General features: G+C 48.9%; 21 protein-coding genes. 11 read left to right on the top strand and 10 right to left on the bottom strand.

Going from position 1 to position 22328, the window contains the following annotated elements; translation table 11 throughout:
* Nucleotides 1-76 precede the first annotated feature (76 nt).
* Together pdxJ and recO are read right to left on the bottom strand one after the other, a co-directional pair.
* Nucleotides 77-805, bottom strand: coding sequence for a pyridoxine 5'-phosphate synthase (pdxJ, locus tag ACTHSQ_RS01670; protein ID WP_070814162.1), 729 nt, complete (start codon nt 803-805; stop codon nt 77-79).
* Between the two features lie 68 nt (nt 806-873).
* Nucleotides 874-1617, bottom strand: coding sequence for a DNA repair protein RecO (gene recO, locus ACTHSQ_RS01665; protein WP_440371033.1), 744 nt, complete (start codon nt 1615-1617; stop codon nt 874-876).
* 140 nt (nt 1618-1757) lie between these two features.
* Between recO and ACTHSQ_RS01660 the strand changes: the two genes are divergently transcribed.
* Nucleotides 1758-3194 (top strand): patatin-like phospholipase family protein, encoded by a 1437-nt coding sequence (locus tag ACTHSQ_RS01660; protein WP_440371032.1) that lies wholly within the window; start codon nt 1758-1760, stop codon nt 3192-3194.
* Between the two features lie 112 nt (nt 3195-3306).
* On the top strand, nt 3307-4041 hold the full coding sequence (locus tag ACTHSQ_RS01655; RefSeq protein WP_440371031.1) for an epoxyqueuosine reductase QueH: 735 nt from the start codon (nt 3307-3309) through the stop codon (nt 4039-4041).
* A gap of 51 nt (nt 4042-4092) precedes the next feature.
* Here ACTHSQ_RS01655 and ACTHSQ_RS01650 read toward each other — a convergent pair whose 3' ends face one another.
* Entirely contained in the window at nt 4093-4425 is a 333-nt protein-coding gene (locus tag ACTHSQ_RS01650; protein WP_440371030.1) for a stress response protein, read from the bottom strand.
* A gap of 405 nt (nt 4426-4830) precedes the next feature.
* On the opposite strand from ACTHSQ_RS01650, the gene nrdA reads away from it, so the two are divergent.
* The 5 genes from nrdA (at nt 4831) to yfaE (ending at nt 9581) form a co-directional block, all read left to right on the top strand.
* Nucleotides 4831-7110 carry a class 1a ribonucleoside-diphosphate reductase subunit alpha gene (nrdA, locus tag ACTHSQ_RS01645; RefSeq protein WP_440371029.1) on the top strand — a complete coding sequence of 760 codons (2280 nt, stop codon included), beginning with the start codon at nt 4831-4833 and terminating at the stop codon, nt 7108-7110.
* Between the two features lie 52 nt (nt 7111-7162).
* Entirely contained in the window at nt 7163-7420 is a 258-nt protein-coding gene (locus ACTHSQ_RS01640; RefSeq protein ID WP_049329063.1) for a hypothetical protein, read from the top strand.
* Nucleotides 7421-7633: 213 nt separating this feature from the next.
* Nucleotides 7634-8767: a class Ia ribonucleoside-diphosphate reductase subunit beta gene (nrdB, locus tag ACTHSQ_RS01635; RefSeq protein WP_440371028.1), complete on the top strand. Its 1134-nt coding sequence runs from the start codon at nt 7634-7636 to the stop codon at nt 8765-8767.
* A gap of 75 nt (nt 8768-8842) precedes the next feature.
* Nucleotides 8843-9220 (top strand): DUF6979 family protein, encoded by a 378-nt coding sequence (locus ACTHSQ_RS01630; RefSeq protein WP_440371027.1) that lies wholly within the window; start codon nt 8843-8845, stop codon nt 9218-9220.
* 61 nt (nt 9221-9281) lie between these two features.
* A complete protein-coding gene (gene yfaE / locus ACTHSQ_RS01625; protein WP_003686421.1) occupies nt 9282-9581 on the top strand; it encodes a class I ribonucleotide reductase maintenance protein YfaE in 300 nt (99 codons plus the stop codon).
* Between the two features lie 76 nt (nt 9582-9657).
* Here yfaE and ACTHSQ_RS01620 read toward each other — a convergent pair whose 3' ends face one another.
* The 7 genes from ACTHSQ_RS01620 to gshA all read right to left on the bottom strand — a co-directional run bounded on the left by ACTHSQ_RS01620 (nt 9658) and on the right by gshA (nt 19071).
* Nucleotides 9658-10227, bottom strand: coding sequence for an acetate uptake transporter (locus tag ACTHSQ_RS01620; protein WP_440371026.1), 570 nt, complete (start codon nt 10225-10227; stop codon nt 9658-9660).
* Between the two features lie 134 nt (nt 10228-10361).
* Nucleotides 10362-11111 (bottom strand): type I 3-dehydroquinate dehydratase, encoded by a 750-nt coding sequence (gene aroD / locus ACTHSQ_RS01615; protein ID WP_440371025.1) that lies wholly within the window; start codon nt 11109-11111, stop codon nt 10362-10364.
* Nucleotides 11112-11138: 27 nt separating this feature from the next.
* Nucleotides 11139-12980, bottom strand: a complete 1842-nt coding sequence (uvrC, locus tag ACTHSQ_RS01610; RefSeq protein WP_049329059.1) for an excinuclease ABC subunit UvrC — start codon at nt 12978-12980, stop codon at nt 11139-11141.
* A 64-nt stretch (nt 12981-13044) separates the two neighbouring features.
* On the bottom strand, nt 13045-15816 hold the full coding sequence (gyrA, locus tag ACTHSQ_RS01605) for a DNA gyrase subunit A (RefSeq protein ID WP_440371024.1): 2772 nt from the start codon (nt 15814-15816) through the stop codon (nt 13045-13047).
* 127 nt (nt 15817-15943) lie between these two features.
* The gene (locus tag ACTHSQ_RS01600; protein WP_049351048.1) at nt 15944-16426 is read right to left on the bottom strand and encodes an acyl-CoA thioesterase; all 483 of its coding nucleotides are present in this window, start codon (nt 16424-16426) and stop codon (nt 15944-15946) included.
* A gap of 114 nt (nt 16427-16540) precedes the next feature.
* On the bottom strand, nt 16541-17611 hold the full coding sequence (gene corA, locus ACTHSQ_RS01595; protein ID WP_440371023.1) for a magnesium/cobalt transporter CorA: 1071 nt from the start codon (nt 17609-17611) through the stop codon (nt 16541-16543).
* Nucleotides 17612-17712: 101 nt separating this feature from the next.
* Nucleotides 17713-19071, bottom strand: a complete 1359-nt coding sequence (gene gshA / locus ACTHSQ_RS01590) for a glutamate--cysteine ligase (protein ID WP_440371022.1) — start codon at nt 19069-19071, stop codon at nt 17713-17715.
* A gap of 265 nt (nt 19072-19336) precedes the next feature.
* Here gshA and leuC point away from each other — a divergent pair, with 265 nt between their 5' ends.
* The 4 genes from leuC (at nt 19337) to leuD (ending at nt 22281) form a co-directional block, all read left to right on the top strand.
* A complete protein-coding gene (gene leuC, locus ACTHSQ_RS01585) occupies nt 19337-20746 on the top strand; it encodes a 3-isopropylmalate dehydratase large subunit (RefSeq protein ID WP_440371021.1) in 1410 nt (469 codons plus the stop codon).
* A gap of 124 nt (nt 20747-20870) precedes the next feature.
* A complete protein-coding gene (locus ACTHSQ_RS01580; protein WP_440371020.1) occupies nt 20871-21125 on the top strand; it encodes a hypothetical protein in 255 nt (84 codons plus the stop codon).
* Nucleotides 21126-21228: 103 nt separating this feature from the next.
* The gene (locus ACTHSQ_RS01575) at nt 21229-21594 is read left to right on the top strand and encodes a VOC family protein (protein WP_440371019.1); all 366 of its coding nucleotides are present in this window, start codon (nt 21229-21231) and stop codon (nt 21592-21594) included.
* Between the two features lie 45 nt (nt 21595-21639).
* Nucleotides 21640-22281, top strand: coding sequence for a 3-isopropylmalate dehydratase small subunit (gene leuD / locus ACTHSQ_RS01570; protein WP_440371018.1), 642 nt, complete (start codon nt 21640-21642; stop codon nt 22279-22281).
* Nucleotides 22282-22328: the final 47 nt, after the last annotated feature.

Below are 22328 nucleotides of genomic sequence, written 5' to 3'. Positions count from 1 at the left end.
TGTTTAAATAGTCAGGCCGTCTGAAAGTGTGAATACCGGCCAAAGCCAATTGCCTTAGCCGGTATGGCTGATGCCGTTAAGGCAGCATTCTGGCTCTGAACATGACTTCCTTCATCTGGCGGACAGCTTCTGGCAGGCCGAGGAAGAGTGCTTGGGAAATCAGTGAATGTCCGATGTTCAGTTCGCGGATGGCGAGGATTTGAGCGATCGGCGTAACGTTGTGAATGGTCAGGCCGTGTCCGGCATTGACGACCAAACCCAAATCGCTGGCATAATGCGCGCCGTTTTGAATGCGCTCGAATTGTTTTATTTGCTCGGCGTGGCTGTGTGCATCGGCATACGCACCGGTGTGCAACTCGATAACGGGCGCGCCGACATCATAAGCGGCTTGGATTTGCGCGTTGTCGGCATCGATAAACAAGGACACGCGAATGCCTGCGTCGGTCAGGATTTTGGTGAATTCGGCCACTTTATCCTGTTGCGCCAATACGTCCAAACCGCCTTCTGTGGTCACTTCTTGACGTTTTTCAGGTACGAGGCACACATCTTCCGGCATGACGTTGAGCGCGTTTTCCAGCATTTCTTCCGTCAGCGCCATTTCCAAGTTCAGGCGCGTGCGGATGGCGTTTTTAACGGCGAACACATCCGCATCTTTAATATGGCGGCGGTCTTCACGCAAGTGCATGGTAATCAAATCTGCGCCGTGGGTTTCCGCAATCAGCGCAGCTTCGACAGGGCTGGGATAAATCGTACCGCGCGCATTGCGGACGGTGGCAATATGGTCGATGTTTACGCCTAACAACATAATAATGTCCTTTCTTTAAGGTTTCAGACGGCCTGAATCTTCACCTACCAAAGGCCGTCTGAAAAAATTCAACTGCCCAAACCAAACTGCTGCAACTGCTGCAAAACCTGCCGAGATTTGATGCCCTCGGGGAGAAGGTTGTCAATCAAAAGCCGCGTTACTTTCAAAGCCTGACCGAGGCTTTCCTGATAAACAAAACTGCCTTCCCTCAAATCGATTAAAGTCGTGCCCAATACGGCAACGCCCTTATTGAGCGTATGGAAACGGTCGGCCTCTGCCAAAGGCACCACAGCCTCTTCCGGTGTGAGCCAATAAGTTTCTTCTCCATTGATTTCATTGCCGTTGCCATCATGGAACAAATCGGGGGCAAAGCCCAAGCGTGTCAGCAGCGACCATTCAAAACGGCGCAAAGCGGCAATATGGTTGGCCTCGCAGCAGATGGTTTTCATGGTTTCCGCCAAAACATCGTAAAGCTCGGGCAACGGATCTTCACGGACGGTCAATTTCAGCATCAACTCGTTCACATACAATCCGCTGAACAAATCCCTGCCCTGCGGCTGCGGCCACCCGCCTATCCATTCGGCACGATGCAAAGTCTTCAACTCTTGCGAACCATACCAAGACGCGCTCACCGGTACAAACGGCACCAACACGCCGCGCAATTCGCTCTGCCGTTTGCGCGCGCTTCTGGCCAACAAAGCCACCCGCCCATAACGGCGGCTGTAAGCCTCCACCCACAAGCTGCTCTCGCGCCACGGGACGGAAGCAAGCAGAAAGATAGGTTCGTGGTTGATGCGGTTTGGTTGCGCCATAAGGGTTTGGAAAGATAAAGATTGTGTCGATTATAACGGAAAATCGACACAAAAAGGCCGTCTGAAAATCTGCCTTCTATAAAGGCCATCTAAAAACCTTTATAATCCGTTTTGAATGAACAACCGACTTTCCTGTGTTTATGCCGAAATTCCCTTTTAAATCCGCTCTTTCCCTGCTCTCCGCAGCCCTATTATCCGCCTGCTCGCTGGTGAAATATCAGCCTGTTGCCGGTATTGATACGGTCGACCTGCAACGCGGCTACCGCTTTGAAACCAGCCGGCTTCAACACCACGACGAAGATGATACGCTTATTGTGTTGATGTTCTCCGGTGGCGGTACGTGCGCAGCGGCTTTGGGTTATGGTGTGTTGGAGCAGCTTCATAAGCAACAGGTTACCATCGGCGGTAAAAAACAGTCTTTGATGTCGAATGTCGATGTGGTGGTCGGCGTATCCGGCGGCTCGGTTTTGGCAGCTTATTTTGCACTCAAAGGCGAAGAAACCATTCCCTTGTTTTATAAACGTTTCCTCCACCAAAACTTCCAACGCCAAGTTGTCAAACAAGCGTTTTCCATGTCCAATCTGCCCCGACTGGCCTCGTCTGAATACGGACGCGGCGATCTGTTACAGGAGCAGTTTGAAAACTACCTTTTCGGAAAAACCACTTTCCGAGATTTGGAAAAAAATGCTAAAGGTCCGTTTGCCATCATTTCCGCCACCGATATGGGCATAGGCGAGCGTTTTAATTTCACGCAGGAATATTTCGACCCGATGTGTATCGACTTGGCCGACTTGCGACTTGCCCGCGCCGTTGCCGCTTCAAGCTCCGTGCCTATGGTGTTTGCACCGATTACGCTCAATAACAACGGCGGCCATTGCCAATACACGCCGCCGTTGCAACTTATCTCCGACAGCGAAGCCGGTAAAAAACAACAGCAAACCCGAAAAGAATTTATCGAGCGTTTCCAAAAATACAGCGACAGTAAAAACCGTCCCTACATCCACCTTATCGACGGCGGCTTGACCGACAATCTGGGCATGCGCAGCCTTTTGGACATGACGGAGATGTATCCGGAAAAAATCCTGACGCATAAAATCAAACAAAACAAAATCCGCCATATTGTGGTCATCAACGTCAATGCCCAAAACGAAGTCAGCAGCAATTTGGATAAAAGCGCGGCCGTACCCGGCTTCCGCGATGTCGTTTCCGCCATCGTGAATATCCCGATTGACCAACATTCGCAAGAGTCTTTGCGCCGCTTCAGGGCTTTTGTCGACCAATGGAACAAAGACAAGCAGAACGAAGACATCTATTTCTCTTTCGTCAGCCTGAATCTCAAAGACCTTCCGCCATCCCAGCTGAGGGACAAGGTATTGAATATTCCGACCAGCTTCTATCTGCCGCCGGAAGACGTGGACAACCTGCGCACCGCCGCCGCTGAACTGATGAAGCAGTCGCTGGACTATCGCAACCTGCTGACAGAATTTGCGGCACACCCCAATCCAGATACCATTTTCGCAGCCCCGCCTCCGGATGCGCAAGAGTTCAAGCCATTGAACGAAAAGAAAAAGCAGTAGCAAACTGTTCCATAAAGTGCAGCTCTGTTAAAATATCTGCTTCATCTTATATTTCAGACGGCCTCGATACCCAAGGCCGTCTGAAACACTTAACAATAAATAGAATCCAACCATGACCGAATTAAACACTCCCATCGTTACCGATATTGACCGCCCCATCCTCGTTCCGCCCGGCGGCCATAAAAAAGTCCTGCTGCATTCCTGCTGCGCCCCATGTTCCGGCGAAGTGATGGAAGCTATGCTTGCCAGCGGCATCGACTACACCATTTATTTTTACAACCCCAATATCCATCCGCACAAAGAATATATGTTGCGCAAAGAAGAAAATTTGCGTTTTGCGGACAAATTCGGCATCCCCTTTGTCGATAAAGACGACGACTACGAAAACGACCGCAAAGAATGGTTCGCCAAAGCCAAAGGCATGGAATTTGAACCCGAACGCGGTATCCGCTGCACCATGTGTTTCGACATGCGTTTTGAAAAAGCGGCCCAATACGCCCATGAAAATGGCTTCCATGTCTTCACCAGCTCACTGGGCATTTCACGCTGGAAAGACATGAAACAAATCAACGGCTGCGGCCATCGCGCCGCCGAGCCTTATGATGACTTGGTTTATTGGGATTTTAACTGGCGCAAAGGCGGTGGCAGCGCACGCATGATTGAAATCAGCAAGCGTGAGCATTTCTACCAACAAGAATATTGCGGTTGCGCCTATTCCCTGCGCGATTCCAATGCCCACCGCAAATCGCAAGGCCGCATCCCCATCAAGCTGGGCGTGTTGTATTACGGTGATGAATCTACCCAATACGAGCCTCAAGCCGAAAACAAAATCATTGTTGAGAAATAAATATCAAAGGCCGTCTGAAACATTCAGACGGCCTTTGTTCAAATCAGACAATTAACGGCGGCGGAATTTGCCGTGATCAAAATCATCAAATGCCTGATAAGCAGCTTGGCATTGAATTTTTTGCTCGGCATAAGGCAAACCGCGGAACGCTTTTGCTGCTTTACGGTTTTCCCTCAACTCGGCCTTGTTACCTTTGTAGCGATACCAAGCGGCACGGCGCTCAAGGTATCTCTTACAAGCAGGATGCAATTTGTATTTCTTCACCTGCTGGTGTTTGCTCACATGATGGCCATGCGGTTTGGCCGCAGCTTCGGCAGAATAAGTACCCAAGCTCAAGACAGCAACCACTGCCAGTGCAGAACCTAAAGTTTTCAGTGTCAACATGATTTTCTCCCAATTCAGGTTGAATATTCATCCCATTATATGCCTCGCCTGATGCCTCGACAAACCGTCTAATGTGTTGCATGACAGGCGAGTGTCAGCAATTACGACATTATCCTTCTTGCTTTGCAAAATTTAACACACCTTCTATTTAGACAGACGCCGAATATAAATTTCTTTATTTCATAAGCCTCTAGCCAATGTTTAACCAAATGTGATGCAAATGCAAAATAATGCCAAATCGCCACAAAGCCACATGAAACCTAGTCCGAGCCTTCCCCCTCCTTAATCAGCCCCTGAAAAAAGCGCATTGTCAAGTCTAGTTAAACAAAGAAAAATACATTATATTGTGCCGTTCAAAGCAATCACATACCGTATCTTGTGTTTTTTTAATGGGAAGACTGAATAATGAATGCAGCAACGAATATTAAAGTAACCAAACGCGACGGACGCTTGGAAGATATCAATTTAGACAAAATCCACCGCGTTGTTACTTGGGCGGCGGAAGGCTTACAAAACGTCTCCGTATCGCAAGTCGAGCTTAAATCACATATTCAGTTTTACAACGGTATCCGTACCGACGATATCCATGAGACCATCATTAAGGCTGCGGCCGACCTGATCTCACAAGATACGCCCGATTATCAATATCTGGCCGCCCGCCTCGCCATTTTCCATCTGCGCAAAATCGCTTATGGCGAATTCGAACCGCCTCACCTCTACGATCACGTTAAAAAACTGACCGAAGCAGGCAAATACGACCGCCACATCATCGAAGATTACAGCCGCGAAGAGTTTAACGAGCTGAACGCCTATATCGACCACAGCCGCGACATGACTTTCTCGTATGCCGCCGTGAAGCAGCTCGAAGGCAAATATCTGGTGCAGAACCGCGTGACCCGCCAGATTTATGAAACGCCGCAGTTTTTATACATTTTGGTAGCGATGTGTCTCTTCAGCAAATACCCGAAAGAGACGCGCTTGGATTACGTCAAACGTTTTTACGACGCCGTTTCTACGTTTAAAGTATCGCTGCCAACCCCGATTATGAGCGGCGTGCGCACGCCTACGCGCCAGTTCTCAAGCTGTGTATTGATTGAATGCGACGACAGTCTGGATTCCATCAACGCCACCACCAGCGCGATTGTGAAATACGTTTCCCAACGTGCGGGCATCGGCATCAACGCCGGACGTATCCGTGGTTTGGGCAGTGAAATCCGTGGCGGCGAAGCGCAACACACCGGCTGTATCCCATTCTTCAAAATGTTCCAAGCGGCTGTTAAGTCCTGCTCGCAAGGCGGCGTACGCGGCGGCGCGGCAACCTTGTTCTACCCATTATGGCACATCGAAGCCGAAAGCCTGTTGGTGTTGAAAAACAACCGCGGCGTAGAAGACAACCGCATCCGCCAGCTTGATTACGGCGTGCAAATCAACCGCCTGCTGTACACCCGCCTGATTAAAGGCGGCAACATTACGTTGTTCTCGCCCAACGAAGTTCCCGGGCTGTACGACGCATTCTTTGCCGACCAAGACGAATTCGAGCGTCTCTACACCAAATACGAGCAAGACCCGAATATCCGCAAACGCACTTTGCCGGCCACTGATTTGTTCTCCACACTGATGCAGGAACGTGCTGGAACGGGACGTATCTACATCCAAAACGTTGATCATTGCAACACGCACAGTCCGTTTGATCCGCGCGTCGCGCCTGTTCATCAGTCCAACTTGTGCATGGAAATCGCCCTGCCGACCAAACCGCTGGACAACATCAACGATCCGAACGGCGAAATTGCCTTGTGTACCCTGTCCGCCTTCAACTTGGGCGCATTGAACAACTTGGACGAACTGGAAGAGCTTGCCGATTTGACCGTACGCGCACTTGATGCCCTGTTGGATTATCAAGACTATCCGGTTGCAGCCGCTCGCACCGCAACCATGAACCGCCGCACACTCGGCATCGGCGTCATCAACTACGCCTACTATCTGGCGAAAAACGGCGTACGCTACAGCGACGACTCCGCCCTCGGCCTGACCCACCGCACCTTTGAAGCCATGCAGTATTACCTGCTCAAAGCATCGGTGAACCTTGCCAAAGAATACGGCGCATGTCCGCTGTTCAACCAAACCGTTTATTCGCAAGGCAAACTGCCTATCGACACGTACAAAAAAGACTTGGATGCCGTGTGCAGCGAACCGCTGTTGTGCGACTGGGAAAGCCTGCGCGCCGACATTGTCAAATACGGCCTGCGCAACTCTACCCTGACCGCACTCATGCCGTCTGAAACCAGTTCGCAAATTGCCAATGCTACCAACGGCATTGAGCCGCCGCGCGGCTTGGTAACAGTCAAAGCATCGAAAGACGGCATCCTGAAACAAGTCGTGCCGGAGTTTGAAGCCCTGAAAGACGCCTACGAAACCCTGTGGCAGCTTCCAGGCAACGAAGGCTACCTGAAACTTGTCGGCGTGATGCAAAAATTCGTTGATCAGGCGATTTCCGCCAATACTGCCTACGACCCGAGCAAATTCGAGGGCAACAAAGTTTCCATGAAACAAATGCTCAAAGACTTGCTGACTGCCTACAAATACGGCGTCAAAACCCTGTACTACCACAACACCCGCGACGGCGCGGACGATACGCAGACCGATATTCAGGATGACGGCTGTGCTGGGGGGGCTTGTAAGATTTAGAGAGGAGATAAAGTTTGTTGTAATACCTTGAAGATTTAATTTTAAATGGAGAATGAAATTGCATTATAAAGATTATTTAAAATTAAGTGATGGTGATGTTGTGAAAGAATCATCACCTCCTGTTTTTGGCAAACATCTAGGACAGGAAGAAAAATATTCTTATGATGTTTTAAATAAAGAAGGTATTTTAACTAGTAAAGTTATAGTTACAGAGCATATGAGCATAAAGAAACCATTTAATAAGACAATTCATATAGTACAAACCGATATTGAAAATGGTGTTTTAGTTGATAAGATTATAAGGATTTAAATATAAAAATTTTGTTGCTCTAATACTGGTAAGTTCTAACTAATAATTTGTAATATTTTGAATCAGCACTATCTGGAAGCAAGTAGAGAAATAAATTATTTATATTTATTTCAAATAATTAATCTATCTTAGCCGGTCAAAAGGTCGTCTGAAACCCGAATTTCTAAATTTAAATTAATCCGAGAAACAGCCATGTCCTGCGAACACTTAACTATGTCATACAGCACCTTTTCCAAAACCAAAAACGATGCGCTTAAAGAGCCGATGTTTTTCGGTCAGCCGGTAAATGTTGCCCGTTATGACCAGCAGAAATACGAAGTATTTGAAAAACTGATTGAAAAACAACTATCTTTCTTTTGGCGGCCGGAAGAAATCGACGTGTCGCGCGACCGTATCGACTATGCCAACCTGCCCGAACATGAAAAACATATTTTCATCAGCAATCTGAAATACCAAACCCTGCTCGATTCCATCCAAGGCCGCAGTCCGAACGTTGCGTTCTTGCCTTTGGTGTCTATTCCCGAGCTGGAAACTTGGATTGAAACGTGGAGCTTCAGCGAAACCATCCACTCGCGCAGCTACACTCACATCATTCGCAATATCGTCAATGATCCGTCGGTCGTGTTCGACGACATCGTGCAGAACGAATACATCATTGCCCGTGCTGAAGACATTGCCTGCTATTACGATGATTTGATTGAATACACTCAGTATTACAATCTGTTGGGCGAAGGTTCGCACAATATCGGCGGCAAACTTGTTACCGTGTCTTTGCGCGAGTTGAAGAAAAAGCTCTATCTTTGCCTGATGTGCGTTAACGTGTTGGAAGCCATCCGTTTCTACGTTTCATTCGCCTGCTCGTTCGCTTTTGCCGAGCGCGAGTTGATGGAAGGCAACGCTAAAATCATCAAGCTGATTGCCCGTGACGAAGCCCTGCACCTGACTAGCACCCAGCATATGCTCAACCTGATGCGCGCCGGTGCCGATGACCCTGAAATGGCTGAAATTGCGAATGAATTGCAGGACGAGTGTTTCAACCTCTTCAAAAAAGCAGCCGAGCAGGAAAAAGAATGGGCTGCCTATCTGTTTAAAGACGGCTCAATGATTGGCCTGAACAAAGAAATTCTGGCTCAATACGTTGAATACATTACCAATCTGCGTATGCAGGCGGTCGGTCTGCCTGCCGGCTTTGAAGGTGCGACCCAAAACCCGATTCCTTGGATTAACGCATGGCTATCTTCTGACAATGTACAGGTTGCGCCGCAGGAAGTGGAAATTTCCTCTTACCTGATTGGTCAGATTGATTCGGAAGTTAATGCCGACGATTTGGGCGATTTCGAGCTGTAAACCGCGTTTCAGACGGCCTTTGGGCGTAACCGGCCGTCTGAAAATCTCTTTTCAATCCTCAAGGTATAACCAAAAATGAAGATTTATGGCGACATTGCGGTAAAAGCAGCTGAATCATATTCTAAATATGAAGATATGGAACAAGCTTGGACAGAGATTGCGGCATTATTTCCCATCAAGGAGTCAATTAGAAAAAAAGGATGCCCAAAGAATGCATTTTTGGGATTGTGTTGTGCGGGGTTGGTTAAAGGAATCAACCCGGAAAAAGTCAAAACCAAACATTCCAAAAACGGAGAATATGCCGTTGCAGCGGTCAGCCTTTTAAAAAATGATCCCGAATGGGCAAATCAGAAAAAATCCGTTTTCTGGCGCGAAATTGTGGGTAATGAAAAAAAATATAACAGCCAGCTTCATGTCGTTTTGGCCTTGTGGGAAAAAGGCTTGATTATTTGAATTTATATATTTAAGGCCGTCTGAAACATTGTTCAGACGGCCTCTATGCCCTAAAACACACATGGCACTCATTAGCACACACGACAAAACCTTCCAACTCCAACAAGGCGAAACCTTATTGGAGGGCTTGGAGCGCACTGGACACGAAGTTGAATACCAATGTCGCAGCGGTTATTGCGGTTCATGCCGGGTTAAAATCTTGGATGGGAAAGTCTCTTATGATAATTTTCCACTCGCTTTTGTCGCGCCCGGAGAAATTTTGCCGTGCTGCTGCCGGGTTACTGAAGACATCAAGCTCGATTGTCGGGAGCGCATCAAAGAGCCGGACTTATTTGATGTCGATTTATTTGAAGACAAATAAAAAATGCCGTCTGAACATTGTGGCCGAAATCTTTAATTTCATTTCCACTGTTCAGACGGCATTTTTATGGTTAAGCTTATTTACGCTCGCCAACTGGTAAAACTGTCTTGCCGAAAGATTCGTTGATGACCTCTGCCGCTGCCAAGTAGAACGCACCAAGTGCAGTTACCAAGCCTAAGCAACCGCCGATATGGACAATGCTATGATTTTCCATGCCATCGCCAATACCCAGTGCAAAGAAAGTCAGTGTCAAGCAAAAGAAAATACCGCTCAATACTTTAGGCTTGGTCAAGGTGGCCACAAACATCATTAGCGAAAACATCCCCCATACGCAGAGATACCAACCGATAAATGCCGGGGCTGTTTCACCTTTGAAAAAGATGGTAAACAAAGCCCATGTCCACCAGAAGGCACCATAGCTGATAAAAGCGGTAAAGCCAAACGTATTGCCTTTCTTGAACTCAAACATACCGGCAATAACTTGGGCGATACCACCAAAGGCGAGAGCCATGCCCAAAACTAAGCCGACACCCTCTTGAGCAGTAAAAAAGCCGCCGTTAATCAGACTGAGCAACCAAGTTGTCAATGCAAAGCCACACAGGCCTACTGGACCTGGGTTCGCCAGATTTTCTTTAGTAGTAGTCATTTTATTTCTCCTCTAGTTATTAAAATAGGAAGCCTATTGTTACAGGTTTTATTTAAAATTAAAAGAAATAAATTTAAAAAAATCAGGCCGTCTGAAAAATATTTTTCAGACGGCCTTAAATATTAATAATTAAACTATCCTAAAATTGCCAAAATTTTCCTTAATTCATTGGCATTAATCTGGCCGGGTGCAGACGTTTTTTGTGCCGCACCAAAGGTTACGGCCGAGCCAAAAGTCGAGCCGGCCAAGCGACTGACAGCTCCGATTTTACCCATAGACATAGTAATAATCGGGCGGTCGATAATTTGTGAAACATCATATGTTGCCTGTAATAAGGTCAATACATCTTGCGGCGATTGCGGCATCACGGCAATTTTGCAGATATCCGCGCCCCACTCGGCCATTGTTTTCAGACGGCCTGTAATGTCTGCCAAAGACGGCGTGGATTGGAAATCGTGATTACAAAGTAAGGCGACAGTTTGATACTCATGTGCCAAAGCAATGGTTTGTTTTACGCCGCTTTCCTCAGCAAAAAGCTCGATGTCGATAATATCGGCTTGTTTGGAACGGATGATTTTTTCCAATAATTCAAAATAATAGTCGTCAGCACAAGGCGTATTTCCACCCTCTTTCGCCCTTCTAAACGTAAACAGTAAAGGCTTGTCAGGAAAAGCCTGTCGGACAATACCTAATTGCTCGGCAATAAAATCGGCATCAAGCGCAGCTTGAAAAAAATCCGCACGAAATTCAATAATGTCAAAAGCCGTATCTTTCAATACGCGCAAAGCCTGATCCAATTCCTGCGTATTGGCGGCCACCAGCGGCACGGCAATTTTAGGCAGGCCTTTGCCGATCTCGATATTTTTGATGATGACAGGTTTCATATTGTTCCTTTTTGCTGTTCAAGCCAATCAGTGCAGATGCTCGTAAATGGTTTCCGCCAATGCTTTGCTGATGCCTTCCACTTTTTCCAAGTCCTCGCGGCTGGCGGCAATCACGCCGCGCAGACCGCCGAATCGGGTGAGCAATGCTTGGCGGCGTTTGCTGCCGATACCTGGGATTTCGCTGAGTGAGGAAGTAACGCGTGCTTTGTCGCGTTTTTTGCGGTGGCCTGTAATCGCAAAGCGGTGCGACTCATCGCGTACGGTTTGCAATAAATGCAAGGCCGGACTGTTGGGCGGCAGGCGGAAGACTTCGCCGGTAAAAGGCAGTATGAGTTCTTCCATACCAGCTTTGCGCTCAGGGCCTTTGGCGATACCGACCAAAGGAATATGCAGCCCGAGTTCTTCCCATACCGATACGGCTACGCCGATTTGCCCTTTGCCGCCGTCAATCAACACGACATCCGGCCATTTGACGCTTTCGCCGTTGGCTTCGGCTTCCTGCATTTTGCCGTAACGGCGCGTCAACACTTCGCGCATGGCGGCGTAGTCGTCGCCAGGCTTGGCAGTCGTGATGTTGTAGCGGCGGTATTGCGAAGGCTGGATGTTTTGCTCATCGTACACAACGCAGGACGCAATAGTGGCCTCGCCTTGCGTGTGGCTGATATCGAAACATTCAAGGCGGTTGAGGCCGTCTGAATCCATACCGAGGATTTTTGCCAGTTCATCAATGCGGTGTTGCTGGCTGCTTTGTTGCAGGCGGCGTTGTGCAATCGCCATTTGCGCGTTTTGTTCCGCCATTTTCAACCAGACTTTGCGTTCGCCTATGGTTTTGGTGACAAATTGCATCTGCTTGCCGTGTTCACCTTCCAAAGCCTCTTTCAGAGCATCAGGAACAGGAAAGTTGCTGATGATGATGTCGGGTTTGCTTTTGCCCAGATAGTGTTGGGCGACGAAGGCTTCGGCGTAATCTTGTCCGTTTGGCTCGGGATCGTTTTTGGTGTCTGGGAAAAAGCTTTTATCGCCGACATGCCGTCCGCCGCGGATGCTGACCCAGTGTACGCAGACCAGGCCGTCTGAAACCGCCAGCGCGAGTAAATCAATATCGTTTGGATTGTTCGGATTTTTACTGTCGATAAACTGATTACTCTGCATGATGCCGAGCGCTTGGATTTGGTCACGGTAACGTGCGGCTTCTTCGAATTGCAGATTCGCAGCGGCGGTTTGCATTTTGTGTTGCAGGGTACGCGTTAGTTCGTCAGTTTTGCCATTAAGGAAAGTGGCTGCTTCACGCACGCTGTCGCGATAATCTTCTTCGCTGATATGGCCGACACAAGGCGCGGTGCAGCGTTTGATTTGGTAAAGCAGACAAGGACGGTCGCGATGCTCGAATACGCTGTCTTCGCAGGTACGCAGCATAAAGACTTTTTGCAACACTTGAATGCTGTCGCGCACGGCATTGCTGTTGGGATACGGGCCGAAATATTGATTTGGCTTTTTCAGCGTACCGCGGTAATACGCCATTTGCGGATATTGATGGCCGCTGAGCATCAAATAAGGATAGCTTTTGTCATCGCGGAAAAGAATATTGTATTTCGGCGATAGAGCTTTAATGAAGTTGTTTTCGAGAATCAGCGCTTCGGCTTCGGAACGCGTGATGGTGGTTTCGATGTGGTGCACCTGTTTTACCATCAATGCGATGCGCGGCGAATGGTCGTTTTTTTGGAAATAGCTGGAAACGCGCCGCTTGAGATTGACCGCTTTGCCGACATACAAAATGTTGTTGTCTTCGTCAAAAAAACGGTACACGCCCGGAAGATTGGGCAGATTTTTCAGAAAAAGAGGTAAATCGAACGGTTCGGTTGCGCTCACGGGATTTTCTTTTGGAATAAGCAGGCCGTCTGAAAACTTTTCAGACGGCCTTTTTCATTAACGTTTAAGATTCTTGAGACGGAGTATCGTCAGCTTCTACTACTTGGTTTTCAGTTGCATCGCTTTCTAAAGCGGCTTCATCTTCAGCCTCTTCAGCAACGCGCTCCAAGCTGACCAAGGTTTCGCCTTCATCCAGATTAATCAGGCGGACACCTGCGGCAGCACGGCCTGTCTCGCGGATTTGCTCAACTTTGGTACGAATCAGGACGCCGCCGCTGGTAATCAGCATCAGGTCGTCGGTTTCGCTAACCAAAGTCGCGGCAACCAAATCGCCGTTGCGCTCGCCGGTATTGATGGCGATATTGCCTTGGCCACCTTTATTTTTACGGCTGTAATCGGCAATCGGCGTACGTTTGCCATAGCCGTTGGCGGTAGCGGTCAATACTTGCAAATCGCTTTGCTCGGCTTCAGGGGCGAAGGTAATCAGGCTGACAATCTTGCCATCGGCCGGCAGGCGCATACCGCGCAAACCGCCGCTGCCGCGACCGGACGGACGGACACCGTGTTTGCCGCTTGGCAATGCGTTTTCGGCATTTTCATCATCCAGCCCGTCTGAATCTTCGTTTTCGGTTTCGATATCTGCATCTTCTGCTTCATCGTTACCGGATTTTTCCCAATATTCGTTAAAGCGGATGGCTTTGCCCAAGTTGGAGAACAGCATAATGTCGTCCGCACCGCCGGTTTGCGCTGCGCCGACCAAGTAATCGCCTTCTTTAAGTGCGATGGCTTTGATGCCTTGGCTGCGGACGTTTTTAAACGCAGACAGCTGGACTTTTTTCACCATACCTTGTGCGGTGGCAAAGAAGACGTATTGGTCTTCCGGGAACTCGCGGACGGCCAAGATAGCGCTGACTTTTTCGCCTTCTTCCAATTGGATAACGTTGTTGATCGGACGACCTCGGCTGTTGCGGCCGCCTTCCGGCAGTTTATACACTTTAATCCAATGGCACTTGCCCAAATTGGTAAAGCACATCAAATAATCATGCGTGTTCGCAACAAACAGGGTTTCGATGAAGTCTTCGTCTTTGGTTGCCGCTGCCTGCTTGCCGCGGCCGCCGCGACGTTGCGCCTGATAATCGGTCGTCGGCTGGGTTTTGATGTAGCCGCCATGGGTCAGGGTAACGACCATTTCGCGTTGCGGAATCAGGTCTTCATCGGCGATATCGCCGCCAAATGGATTGATTTCGCTTCGACGCTCATCGCCAAAGTTGGCTTTAATGTCTGTCAATTCTTCGCGGATGATTTGGGTAACGCGCTCAGGTTTGGAAAGAATATCCACGAAATCAATAATTTTGCTCATCAGGTTTTTATATTCGCCGACAATTTCTTCCTGATCGAGGCCGGTCAGGTTACGCAGGCTCATGCGCAAAATGGCATCAGCTTGTAATTCGCTCAGATAATAGCCTTGGCTGTGCAGACCCAAATTCTCTGGCAAGCCTTCAGGGCGCATCATGTGCAGGTCTAAATCCGTACGGCTGAGCATGTCTTCAACCAAGCTGCTGCGCCATGGGCGGGACAGTAGTTTTTCTTTGGCTTCCGGCGCATTGGCAGATTCTTTGATCAGACGGATGATTTCGTCGATATTAGACAAGGCAACTGCCTTACCTTCGGCAATATGGCCTTCATGACGCGCTTTTTTCAGGCGGAATAAAGTACGACGGGTAACGACTTCGCGACGGTGGCGCAGGAACTCGGACAGGATTTGTTTCAGGTTCAGCAAGCGCGGCTGGCCGTCAACCAAGGCCACCATGTTGATACCGAAGCTGTCTTGCAGCTGGGTCAGTTTGTAGAGTTGGTTCAAAACGACTTCGGCATTTTCATTGCGTTTCAATTCAATCACGACACGCATACCGGATTTGTCGGATTCGTCGCGTAGGTCGGATACGCCTTCCAACGTTTTTTCGCGTACCAACTCGCCGATTTTCTCAACCAGCTTGGCTTTGTTGACTTGATATGGGATTTCATCGATAACGATGGCTTCGCGTTCACCGTTTTTGCCGATAGGCTCGATATGGGTTTTACCGCGCATCACCACGCGGCCGCGGCCGGTTTTATAGCCTTCGCGCACGCCGCTCAAGCCGTAAATAGTCGCGCCGGTTGGGAAATCGGGCGCTTGGATGATATTGATCAGCTCGTCGATTTCAGTTTCAGGCTCATCCAACAAACGCAGGCAGGCATTGATGGTATCGCCTAAATTGTGCGGCGGGATATTGGTTGCCATACCGACTGCAATACCGGACGAACCATTGACTAACAGCGCAGGGAAACGGGTCGGCAATACCAGCGGCTCATGTTCGCTGCCGTCATAGTTGGGGCCGAAGTTGACGGTTTCTTCTTCAATATCCGCCAGCATTTCATGGGAAATTTTTTCCATGCGGATTTCGGTATAACGCATGGCTGCTGCGGCCAAGCCGTCGACAGAACCAAAGTTGCCCTGACCGTCGATCAGTACATAACGCATGGAGAAGTCTTGCGCCATGCGGACGATGGTGTCGTAAACGGCTGTATCGCCGTGGGGGTGGTATTTACCGATAACATCGCCGACGATACGCGCCGATTTTTTATAGGCGGAATTCCAGTTGTTTTTTAACTCGTGCATCGCGTACAACACGCGGCGATGTACCGGCTTGAGACCATCGCGGACATCCGGCAGGGCTCGTCCCACAATCACGCTCATGGCGTAATCGAGGTAGCTCTTGCGCATTTCGTCTTCAAGGCTAACAGGCAGGGTTTCAAGTGCAAATTTATGGTCGTTGCGGATGGTTGCGTCGGTCATGATTATCTGTAATTTCGTATGGCAAAAATCTTGTTGATTCTACCACAAAACAAGCGATTTATGGCTTTTGCGTGAAGGCCGTCTGAAACAGGATTTCAGACGGCCTTCGTTATTTAATAAATTGAATTTAGTTGCAGCCAGAATCTTTGTCCGCAGCCTGCAAACTCAATTCTTTGCGTTTTTTAGCCCTTTCATAACGACAGCGTTGGCGCGGTGTATTGATTTCCAAAGGCGGTACAGGAACCGGCTTACCGTCTTCAACGGCAACCATGGTGAAGTAGCAGCTGTTGGTATGACGCACTTCGCCGGTGTGGATGTTTTGCGCCTCTACACGGATGCCGACTTCCATAGAAGTACGGCCGGTGTAGTTGATGCTGGCGTAAAAGGTTACCAGTTCGCCGACATGAATAGGCTCTTTAAACAATACTTTATCCACAGACAGAGTAACGCAATAGGTGCCGCTGTAACGGCAAGCACAGGAATATGCCACTTGGTCAAGCAGGCGCAAAAGATCGCCACCGTGAACATTGCCGCTGAAGTTTGCCGTATAAGGCATCATCAGCTCGGACATGATGAGTTCATGGGAAGGTAGCTGGCGTTCCGGTTTCATAGTTTCTTCTCCTTTTGATATTTATTTTTAAATTGTCTGAAAACTTCAGACTACACGTGTGCAAAATCATTCTACCGTTTTTAAACGTTGAGTTTCAACCCCTTACCCACACGTTTACAGCCATTTTCTACGCGAAAAGAAAATCAGCAGTCCGATGATGATGCACAGCATCACACCCAAAACCATGAAATAGCCGTAATGCCAATGCAGCTCGGGCATGTTGTCGAAGTTCATGCCGTAGATGCCGGTGATGACGGTCAGCGGCATAAAGATGATGGTAATAACCGTCAACACGCGCATTTGCTGGTTCATGCGGTTGGATTGGAAGGAAAGATAAATGTCCATCATGCTCAACACCATATCACGCGAGGCATCAAGCGATTCGATAAGCTGCATATTGTGGTCGTACACGTCGCGCAGATAGACGGTCGATTCGCCTTTGAAAATAGCAAAATCACCGCGCACGGCCAGTTGATAGAACACATCGCGCAATGGCAAAAGCGTGCGCCGCAGACGGACGGCATCGCGCTTGAGGCGGTGAATCTTACTGAGAATATCGCTGTTTTCATTTTTAAACAGGGACTTGTCTATTGCTTCAACACGGTTGTTGTACGACTCCAAAACAATGAAATAGTCGTCCACAATACGGTCAAGCAGGCAATAAGCAAGAAACGCTGTATTTTTGTTCAAAATATTGTGCGGATTTTCGTGCATCTGCCGGCGGAGATGGCTGAACAAACCCAGCGGTTTTTGTTGGAAAGACAACACAAAATCTTTGCCGATAATCACATACACTTGGTCAGAATGGAGCTTGCCTGTGGAGGTATAGTGGTAAACCTGTGCGGCAGTAAAAACATAGCTGCCGTAGTCTTCGATTTTCGGACGCTGTTTGCGGCTAAGAATATCTTCAATAACCAGCTCATGGATACCATAAGGCTCAAGCGCGTGTTTAAGCAAGGTGACATCATTGATGCCGACAAAATGCAGCCAGTTGATTTGACCTTCTTGCGGACGGACAATATCGGGCAAGTTTTTTCCAGCAAGATAATCATGCTGAACAAAGGTATCGGCGGAATACAAGGTTTGATGAATAGCAGAGCGCGGCGCATTGTCGGTATTGCTGCGCTGCATGGCTTGGTCTTGCAAAGTGTCGATTGTCTCAACTGGATTGGCTGGTTTGCTCATAAAAATAAATCATGTTTTTTAGTTAGAATGGATTGTACAGACAGAAAAGGCCGTCTGAAAACTGATTTTCAGACGGCCTGACAATATCGATCAACGCTTGATTAGGCTTGAGATGCGGTTTTCTCCAACTCCAATGCAGCGGCAAGCAAGGACAGGCGCGCCATTACGCCGTAAACGTAGAGGCGGTTGTGTTCGTTGTCCACGTCACAGTCTTTTTCAGAGCGCGGCATACCGAGCGAATCCCATTGTTCAAATACGCGTTTGCAGGCTTCGGGGGCTTCTTGAGAATTGTCGCCGCTGCCGGTGGGGATGCTGTTGGACAGCGGAATAAACACCATACCGCCGGCGTTGAGGTTTTCGTCTGCACCACGGCCCTCATGTACACGGAAGAAACCACCGATTACGAAACGGTCCATCATATAAACGACGGGTTCGCACACGGCGCCGTTCATGGTTTCATAGGTATAAATACCTTCTTGGACAATCACTTCGCTGACTTCCAAGCCTTCTTTCACCTTCGCCATTTTGTTGCGGTTTTTGCGGTTCAGTCCGCGCACTTCGTCGGCGGATTTGACACTCATCACACCCATGCCGTAAGTACCTGCATCGGCTTTCACAATCACGAAAGGCTGGTCGGTAATGCCCAATTCGTCGTATTTGGCTTGAATTTTCGCCAGCACGCGTTCTACTGCTTCCGCCAACGCATCTTCACCTTCGCGCTCTTGGAAGTCCAAACCGCCGATTTTTTCAAAATACGGATTAATCTGCCATTCGTCGATGTCAATCAGCTTGGCAAATTCGGCCGCAACTTGGTTGTATGCGCTGAAATGTTCTGTTTTGCGGCGCGTCGTCCAACCGCCGTGCAGCGGAGGCAATACGGTTTGGCTGATGTCTTTGAGAATATCGGGAACGCCAGCGGACAAGTCGTTGTTCAACAAAACGACGCAAGGCGAGAAGCCGTCTGCAAGATGGACGCGCTCGCGGGTACGCAATAAAGGTTCCAACAGGATTTTGTCGCCCAACGCAGTTTCAAACTCAGTTAGCTCAGTCACTTCAGGATTCAGGCTGCCCAAGCGCACTTCATACCCTGCCGAACGCAAAATCTCGCTGAGGGCGTAAACGTTTTGCAGATAGAATGTGTTGCGTGTGTGGTTTTCAGGAATAATCAATACGGATTTGGCTGTTTCACAGGCACGCTGTACCGCATCCTGCGCGGCAACCGCCGCCAGCGGGATAAAGTTGGGATTCAAATTATTGAAGCCGCCCGGAAACAGGTTCATATCGATAGATGAAATTTTGTAACCGGCATTACGGATGTCAACCGAACCATAAAACGGCGGACGGTGTTCGTTCCATTGCGAACGGAACCATGCTTCGATTTTGGCGTGGTTGCACAAGATTTTCGCTTCAAACGCCTGAAGTTGCGACAGATGTTCGGCAGCCATTACCGGTAATTTCATTCTCTATACCTCTTTGTTAAGTGTGGATATTGAGTGAGAATGATAGAACTTTTTAGTGCATTTCGACAAGTATTCTTTCAGATAAGATGCATCTTTTTGTCAACAATTCTACAATTTGTCTAATTTTTAATAAGGTTTTTTGAAACTTTGCAACAAATTTTAAAAATTGGACAAATTTCTATTGCACAGCCCCTATAAAAAGCCTAAAATCCGCCCATAAACGCAAACCATCATTCATACCTAACAATAGCAAAGAATACTCATCATGAGCGCACAAACCCTTTACGATAAACTTTGGAACAGCCACGTCGTCCGCGAAGAAGAAGACGGTACTGTCCTGCTTTACATCGACCGCCACCTGGTTCACGAAGTAACCAGCCCGCAAGCATTTGAAGGCTTGAAAATGGCCGGCCGCAAACTCTGGCGTATCGACAGCGTGGTCTCCACAGCCGACCACAACACCCCGACCGGTGACTGGGACAAAGGTATCCAAGATCCGATTTCCAAACTGCAAGTCGATACTTTGGACAAAAACATTAAAGAGTTTGGCGCACTCGCCTACTTTCCGTTTATGGATAAAGGCCAAGGCATTGTGCACGTTATGGGTCCGGAACAAGGCGCTACCCTGCCCGGCATGACCGTTGTCTGCGGCGACTCGCACACTTCTACCCACGGTGCATTCGGCGCATTGGCGCACGGTATCGGCACTTCCGAAGTCGAACACACCATGGCGACCCAGTGCATTACCGCGAAAAAATCCAAATCCATGCTGATTTCCGTTGAAGGCCGTCTGAAACCCGGCGTTACCGCCAAAGACGTGGCACTTTATATCATCGGCCAAATCGGTACGGCAGGCGGTACAGGCTACGCCATTGAATTTGGCGGCGAAGCCATCTGCAGCCTTTCTATGGAAGGCCGCATGACCCTGTGCAATATGGCGATCGAAGCCGGTGCGCGCTCAGGCATGGTTGCCGTCGACCAAACCACCATCGACTATGTAAAAGGCAAACCTTTCGCACCTAAAGGCGAAGCATGGGATAAAGCCGTCGAATACTGGCGCACGCTGGTATCTGACGAAGGCGCTGTATTCGATAAAGAATACCACTTCAAAGCCGAAGACATCGAGCCTCAAGTGACTTGGGGCACATCGCCTGAAATGGTTTTAGACATCAGCGGCAAAGTGCCTAATCCTGCCGAAGAAGCCGATCCGGTCAAACGCAGCGGCATGGAACGCGCCCTTGAATACATGGGCTTAGAAGCCGGTACACCATTAAACGAAATCCCTGTCGATATCGTCTTTATCGGTTCTTGCACCAACAGCCGTATCGAAGATTTGCGCGAAGCCGCCGCCATCGCCAAAGGCCGCAAAAAAGCGGACAATGTACAACGCGTATTGATTGTTCCAGGCTCCGGTTTAGTGAAAGAACAGGCCGAAAAAGAAGGCTTGCACGAAGTATTTATCGAAGCTGGTTTTGAATGGCGCGAACCGGGCTGCTCTATGTGCCTCGCCATGAATGCCGACCGCCTAACCCCGGGACAACGTTGCGCCTCTACTTCCAACCGTAACTTTGAAGGCCGTCAAGGCAACGGCGGACGCACCCACCTCGTCAGCCCTGCCATGGCAGCCGCAGCCGCGGTTACCGGCCACTTTACCGACATCCGCACTATGGCTTAAAGTATTTTCAGACGGCCTTTATTCATTAGGCCGTCTGAAACAATACCTTGCTCAAGTAAGTTTTCCTATTGCGCAAAACGTCCGAAAACCTTCTTAATCATTGATAACTTGAAAGGAATCTAGTATGAAAAAACTGTTTGCATTGGCTGCCGCAGCCCTCATCCTGTCAGCTTGTTCCAGCACTTGGTCCGGCGCAAAAAACGATGCCAACCGCAATTGGGACAAAACCAAAGAGACTGCCGAGCGCGTAGCCGATAAAACCAAAGAAACCGCTGAACACGTTGTCGACAAAACCGGCGAAGCCGTTAAAAAAGGCGGCAATGCAGTAGGCCGCGGCATGAGCCATGTTGGCAACAAAATTGAAGCCGCTACCGAATAATTCGGTAAATCAGGCCGTCTGAAGCTCCTGACTCCGTTTCAGACGGCCTGATACCTTATTAATTGTTCAGACATTTTCACGATTCCAAGCAAAGGAAGAAACAATGAGTAACCCGTCAAGCTGGTTTGGTATTCACGCTCACGATTTGGATCGCGCCAAAGCCTTTTACGAATCCGTATTCGACAAGCACCTGCAAGACGTTGGCGGCAACGGATTCCGTTTCATCATTTTCCCAGCCGATTACACCCAACACGGTACGGCCGGCATGATTTGGCATGACAGCAACGCCCAGCCCGGCCACGGTGGTACAACCATTTTCTTCAATTGCCCGGATTGTGCCGAAACAGCAGAAAAAGCCGTTGCAGCAGGCGGCAAACTGTTACAAGAGAAATTCCGCATTGCCAACGGCTTTGCAGCATTTATCGAAGACACAGAAGGCAACCGAATCGGTTTGCACAGCACACGCTAACCCGAATAGCCATAAAATTTCCCATTATTACTATAAGAATCTGACATGAAAGCCTTTACCAAAATCACCGCTATCGTCGCCCCGCTCGACCGCAGCAACGTCGATACCGACGCCATCATCCCCAAACAATTTCTGAAATCCATTAAACGTAGCGGCTTCGGCCCCAATGCCTTTGATGAATGGCGTTACCTCGACCACGGCGAACCGGGCATGGACAACAGCAAACGCCCGTTGAATCCGGATTTTTCCCTGAACCAGCCACGCTATCAAGGCGCACAAATCCTGTTGACGCGTAAAAACTTCGGTTGCGGCTCTTCACGCGAACACGCCCCTTGGGCATTGGACGACTACGGCTTCCGCGCCGTCATCGCCCCCAGCTTTGCCGACATCTTCTTCAACAACTGCTACAAAAACGGCCTTTTGCCTATCGTTTTGGCAGAAGAACAGGTTGACCAGCTTTTCAAAGAAGTTGAAGCCAACGAAGGCTATCAGCTCTCCATCGACCTTGCCGAGCAAACCCTGACCACCCCTAGCGGCGAAACATTCACATTCGACATTACCGAACACCGCAAACACTGCCTCTTAAACGGCTTGGACGAAATCGGCCTGACCCTGCAACACGCTGACGAAATCCACGCCTTTGAAGAAAAACGCCGCCAAAGCCAGCCTTGGCTGTTTAACGGTTGATATATAAAAGGCCGTCTGAAAAATTTAAGTGTTTCAGACGGCCTTTA

This window comes from Neisseria sp. P0009.S008, assembly GCF_051958615.1.
GTDB lineage: Bacteria > Pseudomonadota > Gammaproteobacteria > Burkholderiales > Neisseriaceae > Neisseria > Neisseria subflava.
This window is presented reverse-complemented; position numbering and strand designations above follow the sequence as displayed.

What these genes read in the sequence shown, in the direction of transcription:
- nrdA (WP_440371029.1), top strand. Translation starts at nt 4,831, where the DNA reads ATGAATGCAGCAACGAATATTAAAGTAACCAAACGCGACGGACGCTTG.
- ACTHSQ_RS01630 (WP_440371027.1), top strand. Translation starts at nt 8,843, where the DNA reads ATGAAGATTTATGGCGACATTGCGGTAAAAGCAGCTGAATCATATTCT.
- leuC (WP_440371021.1), top strand. Translation starts at nt 19,337, where the DNA reads ATGAGCGCACAAACCCTTTACGATAAACTTTGGAACAGCCACGTCGTC.
- ACTHSQ_RS01580 (WP_440371020.1), top strand. Translation starts at nt 20,871, where the DNA reads ATGAAAAAACTGTTTGCATTGGCTGCCGCAGCCCTCATCCTGTCAGCT.
- ACTHSQ_RS01655 (WP_440371031.1), top strand. Translation starts at nt 3,307, where the DNA reads ATGACCGAATTAAACACTCCCATCGTTACCGATATTGACCGCCCCATC.
- ACTHSQ_RS01620 (WP_440371026.1), bottom strand. Translation starts at nt 10,227, where the DNA reads ATGACTACTACTAAAGAAAATCTGGCGAACCCAGGTCCAGTAGGCCTG.
- corA (WP_440371023.1), bottom strand. Translation starts at nt 17,611, where the DNA reads ATGAGCAAACCAGCCAATCCAGTTGAGACAATCGACACTTTGCAAGAC.
- ACTHSQ_RS01600 (WP_049351048.1), bottom strand. Translation starts at nt 16,426, where the DNA reads ATGAAACCGGAACGCCAGCTACCTTCCCATGAACTCATCATGTCCGAG.
- leuD (WP_440371018.1), top strand. Translation starts at nt 21,640, where the DNA reads ATGAAAGCCTTTACCAAAATCACCGCTATCGTCGCCCCGCTCGACCGC.
- gyrA (WP_440371024.1), bottom strand. Translation starts at nt 15,816, where the DNA reads ATGACCGACGCAACCATCCGCAACGACCATAAATTTGCACTTGAAACC.
- ACTHSQ_RS01640 (WP_049329063.1), top strand. Translation starts at nt 7,163, where the DNA reads ATGAAATTGCATTATAAAGATTATTTAAAATTAAGTGATGGTGATGTT.
- recO (WP_440371033.1), bottom strand. Translation starts at nt 1,617, where the DNA reads ATGGCGCAACCAAACCGCATCAACCACGAACCTATCTTTCTGCTTGCT.
- ACTHSQ_RS01650 (WP_440371030.1), bottom strand. Translation starts at nt 4,425, where the DNA reads ATGTTGACACTGAAAACTTTAGGTTCTGCACTGGCAGTGGTTGCTGTC.
- ACTHSQ_RS01660 (WP_440371032.1), top strand. Translation starts at nt 1,758, where the DNA reads ATGCCGAAATTCCCTTTTAAATCCGCTCTTTCCCTGCTCTCCGCAGCC.
- pdxJ (WP_070814162.1), bottom strand. Translation starts at nt 805, where the DNA reads ATGTTGTTAGGCGTAAACATCGACCATATTGCCACCGTCCGCAATGCG.
- ACTHSQ_RS01575 (WP_440371019.1), top strand. Translation starts at nt 21,229, where the DNA reads ATGAGTAACCCGTCAAGCTGGTTTGGTATTCACGCTCACGATTTGGAT.
- yfaE (WP_003686421.1), top strand. Translation starts at nt 9,282, where the DNA reads ATGGCACTCATTAGCACACACGACAAAACCTTCCAACTCCAACAAGGC.
- gshA (WP_440371022.1), bottom strand. Translation starts at nt 19,071, where the DNA reads ATGAAATTACCGGTAATGGCTGCCGAACATCTGTCGCAACTTCAGGCG.
- nrdB (WP_440371028.1), top strand. Translation starts at nt 7,634, where the DNA reads ATGTCATACAGCACCTTTTCCAAAACCAAAAACGATGCGCTTAAAGAG.
- aroD (WP_440371025.1), bottom strand. Translation starts at nt 11,111, where the DNA reads ATGAAACCTGTCATCATCAAAAATATCGAGATCGGCAAAGGCCTGCCT.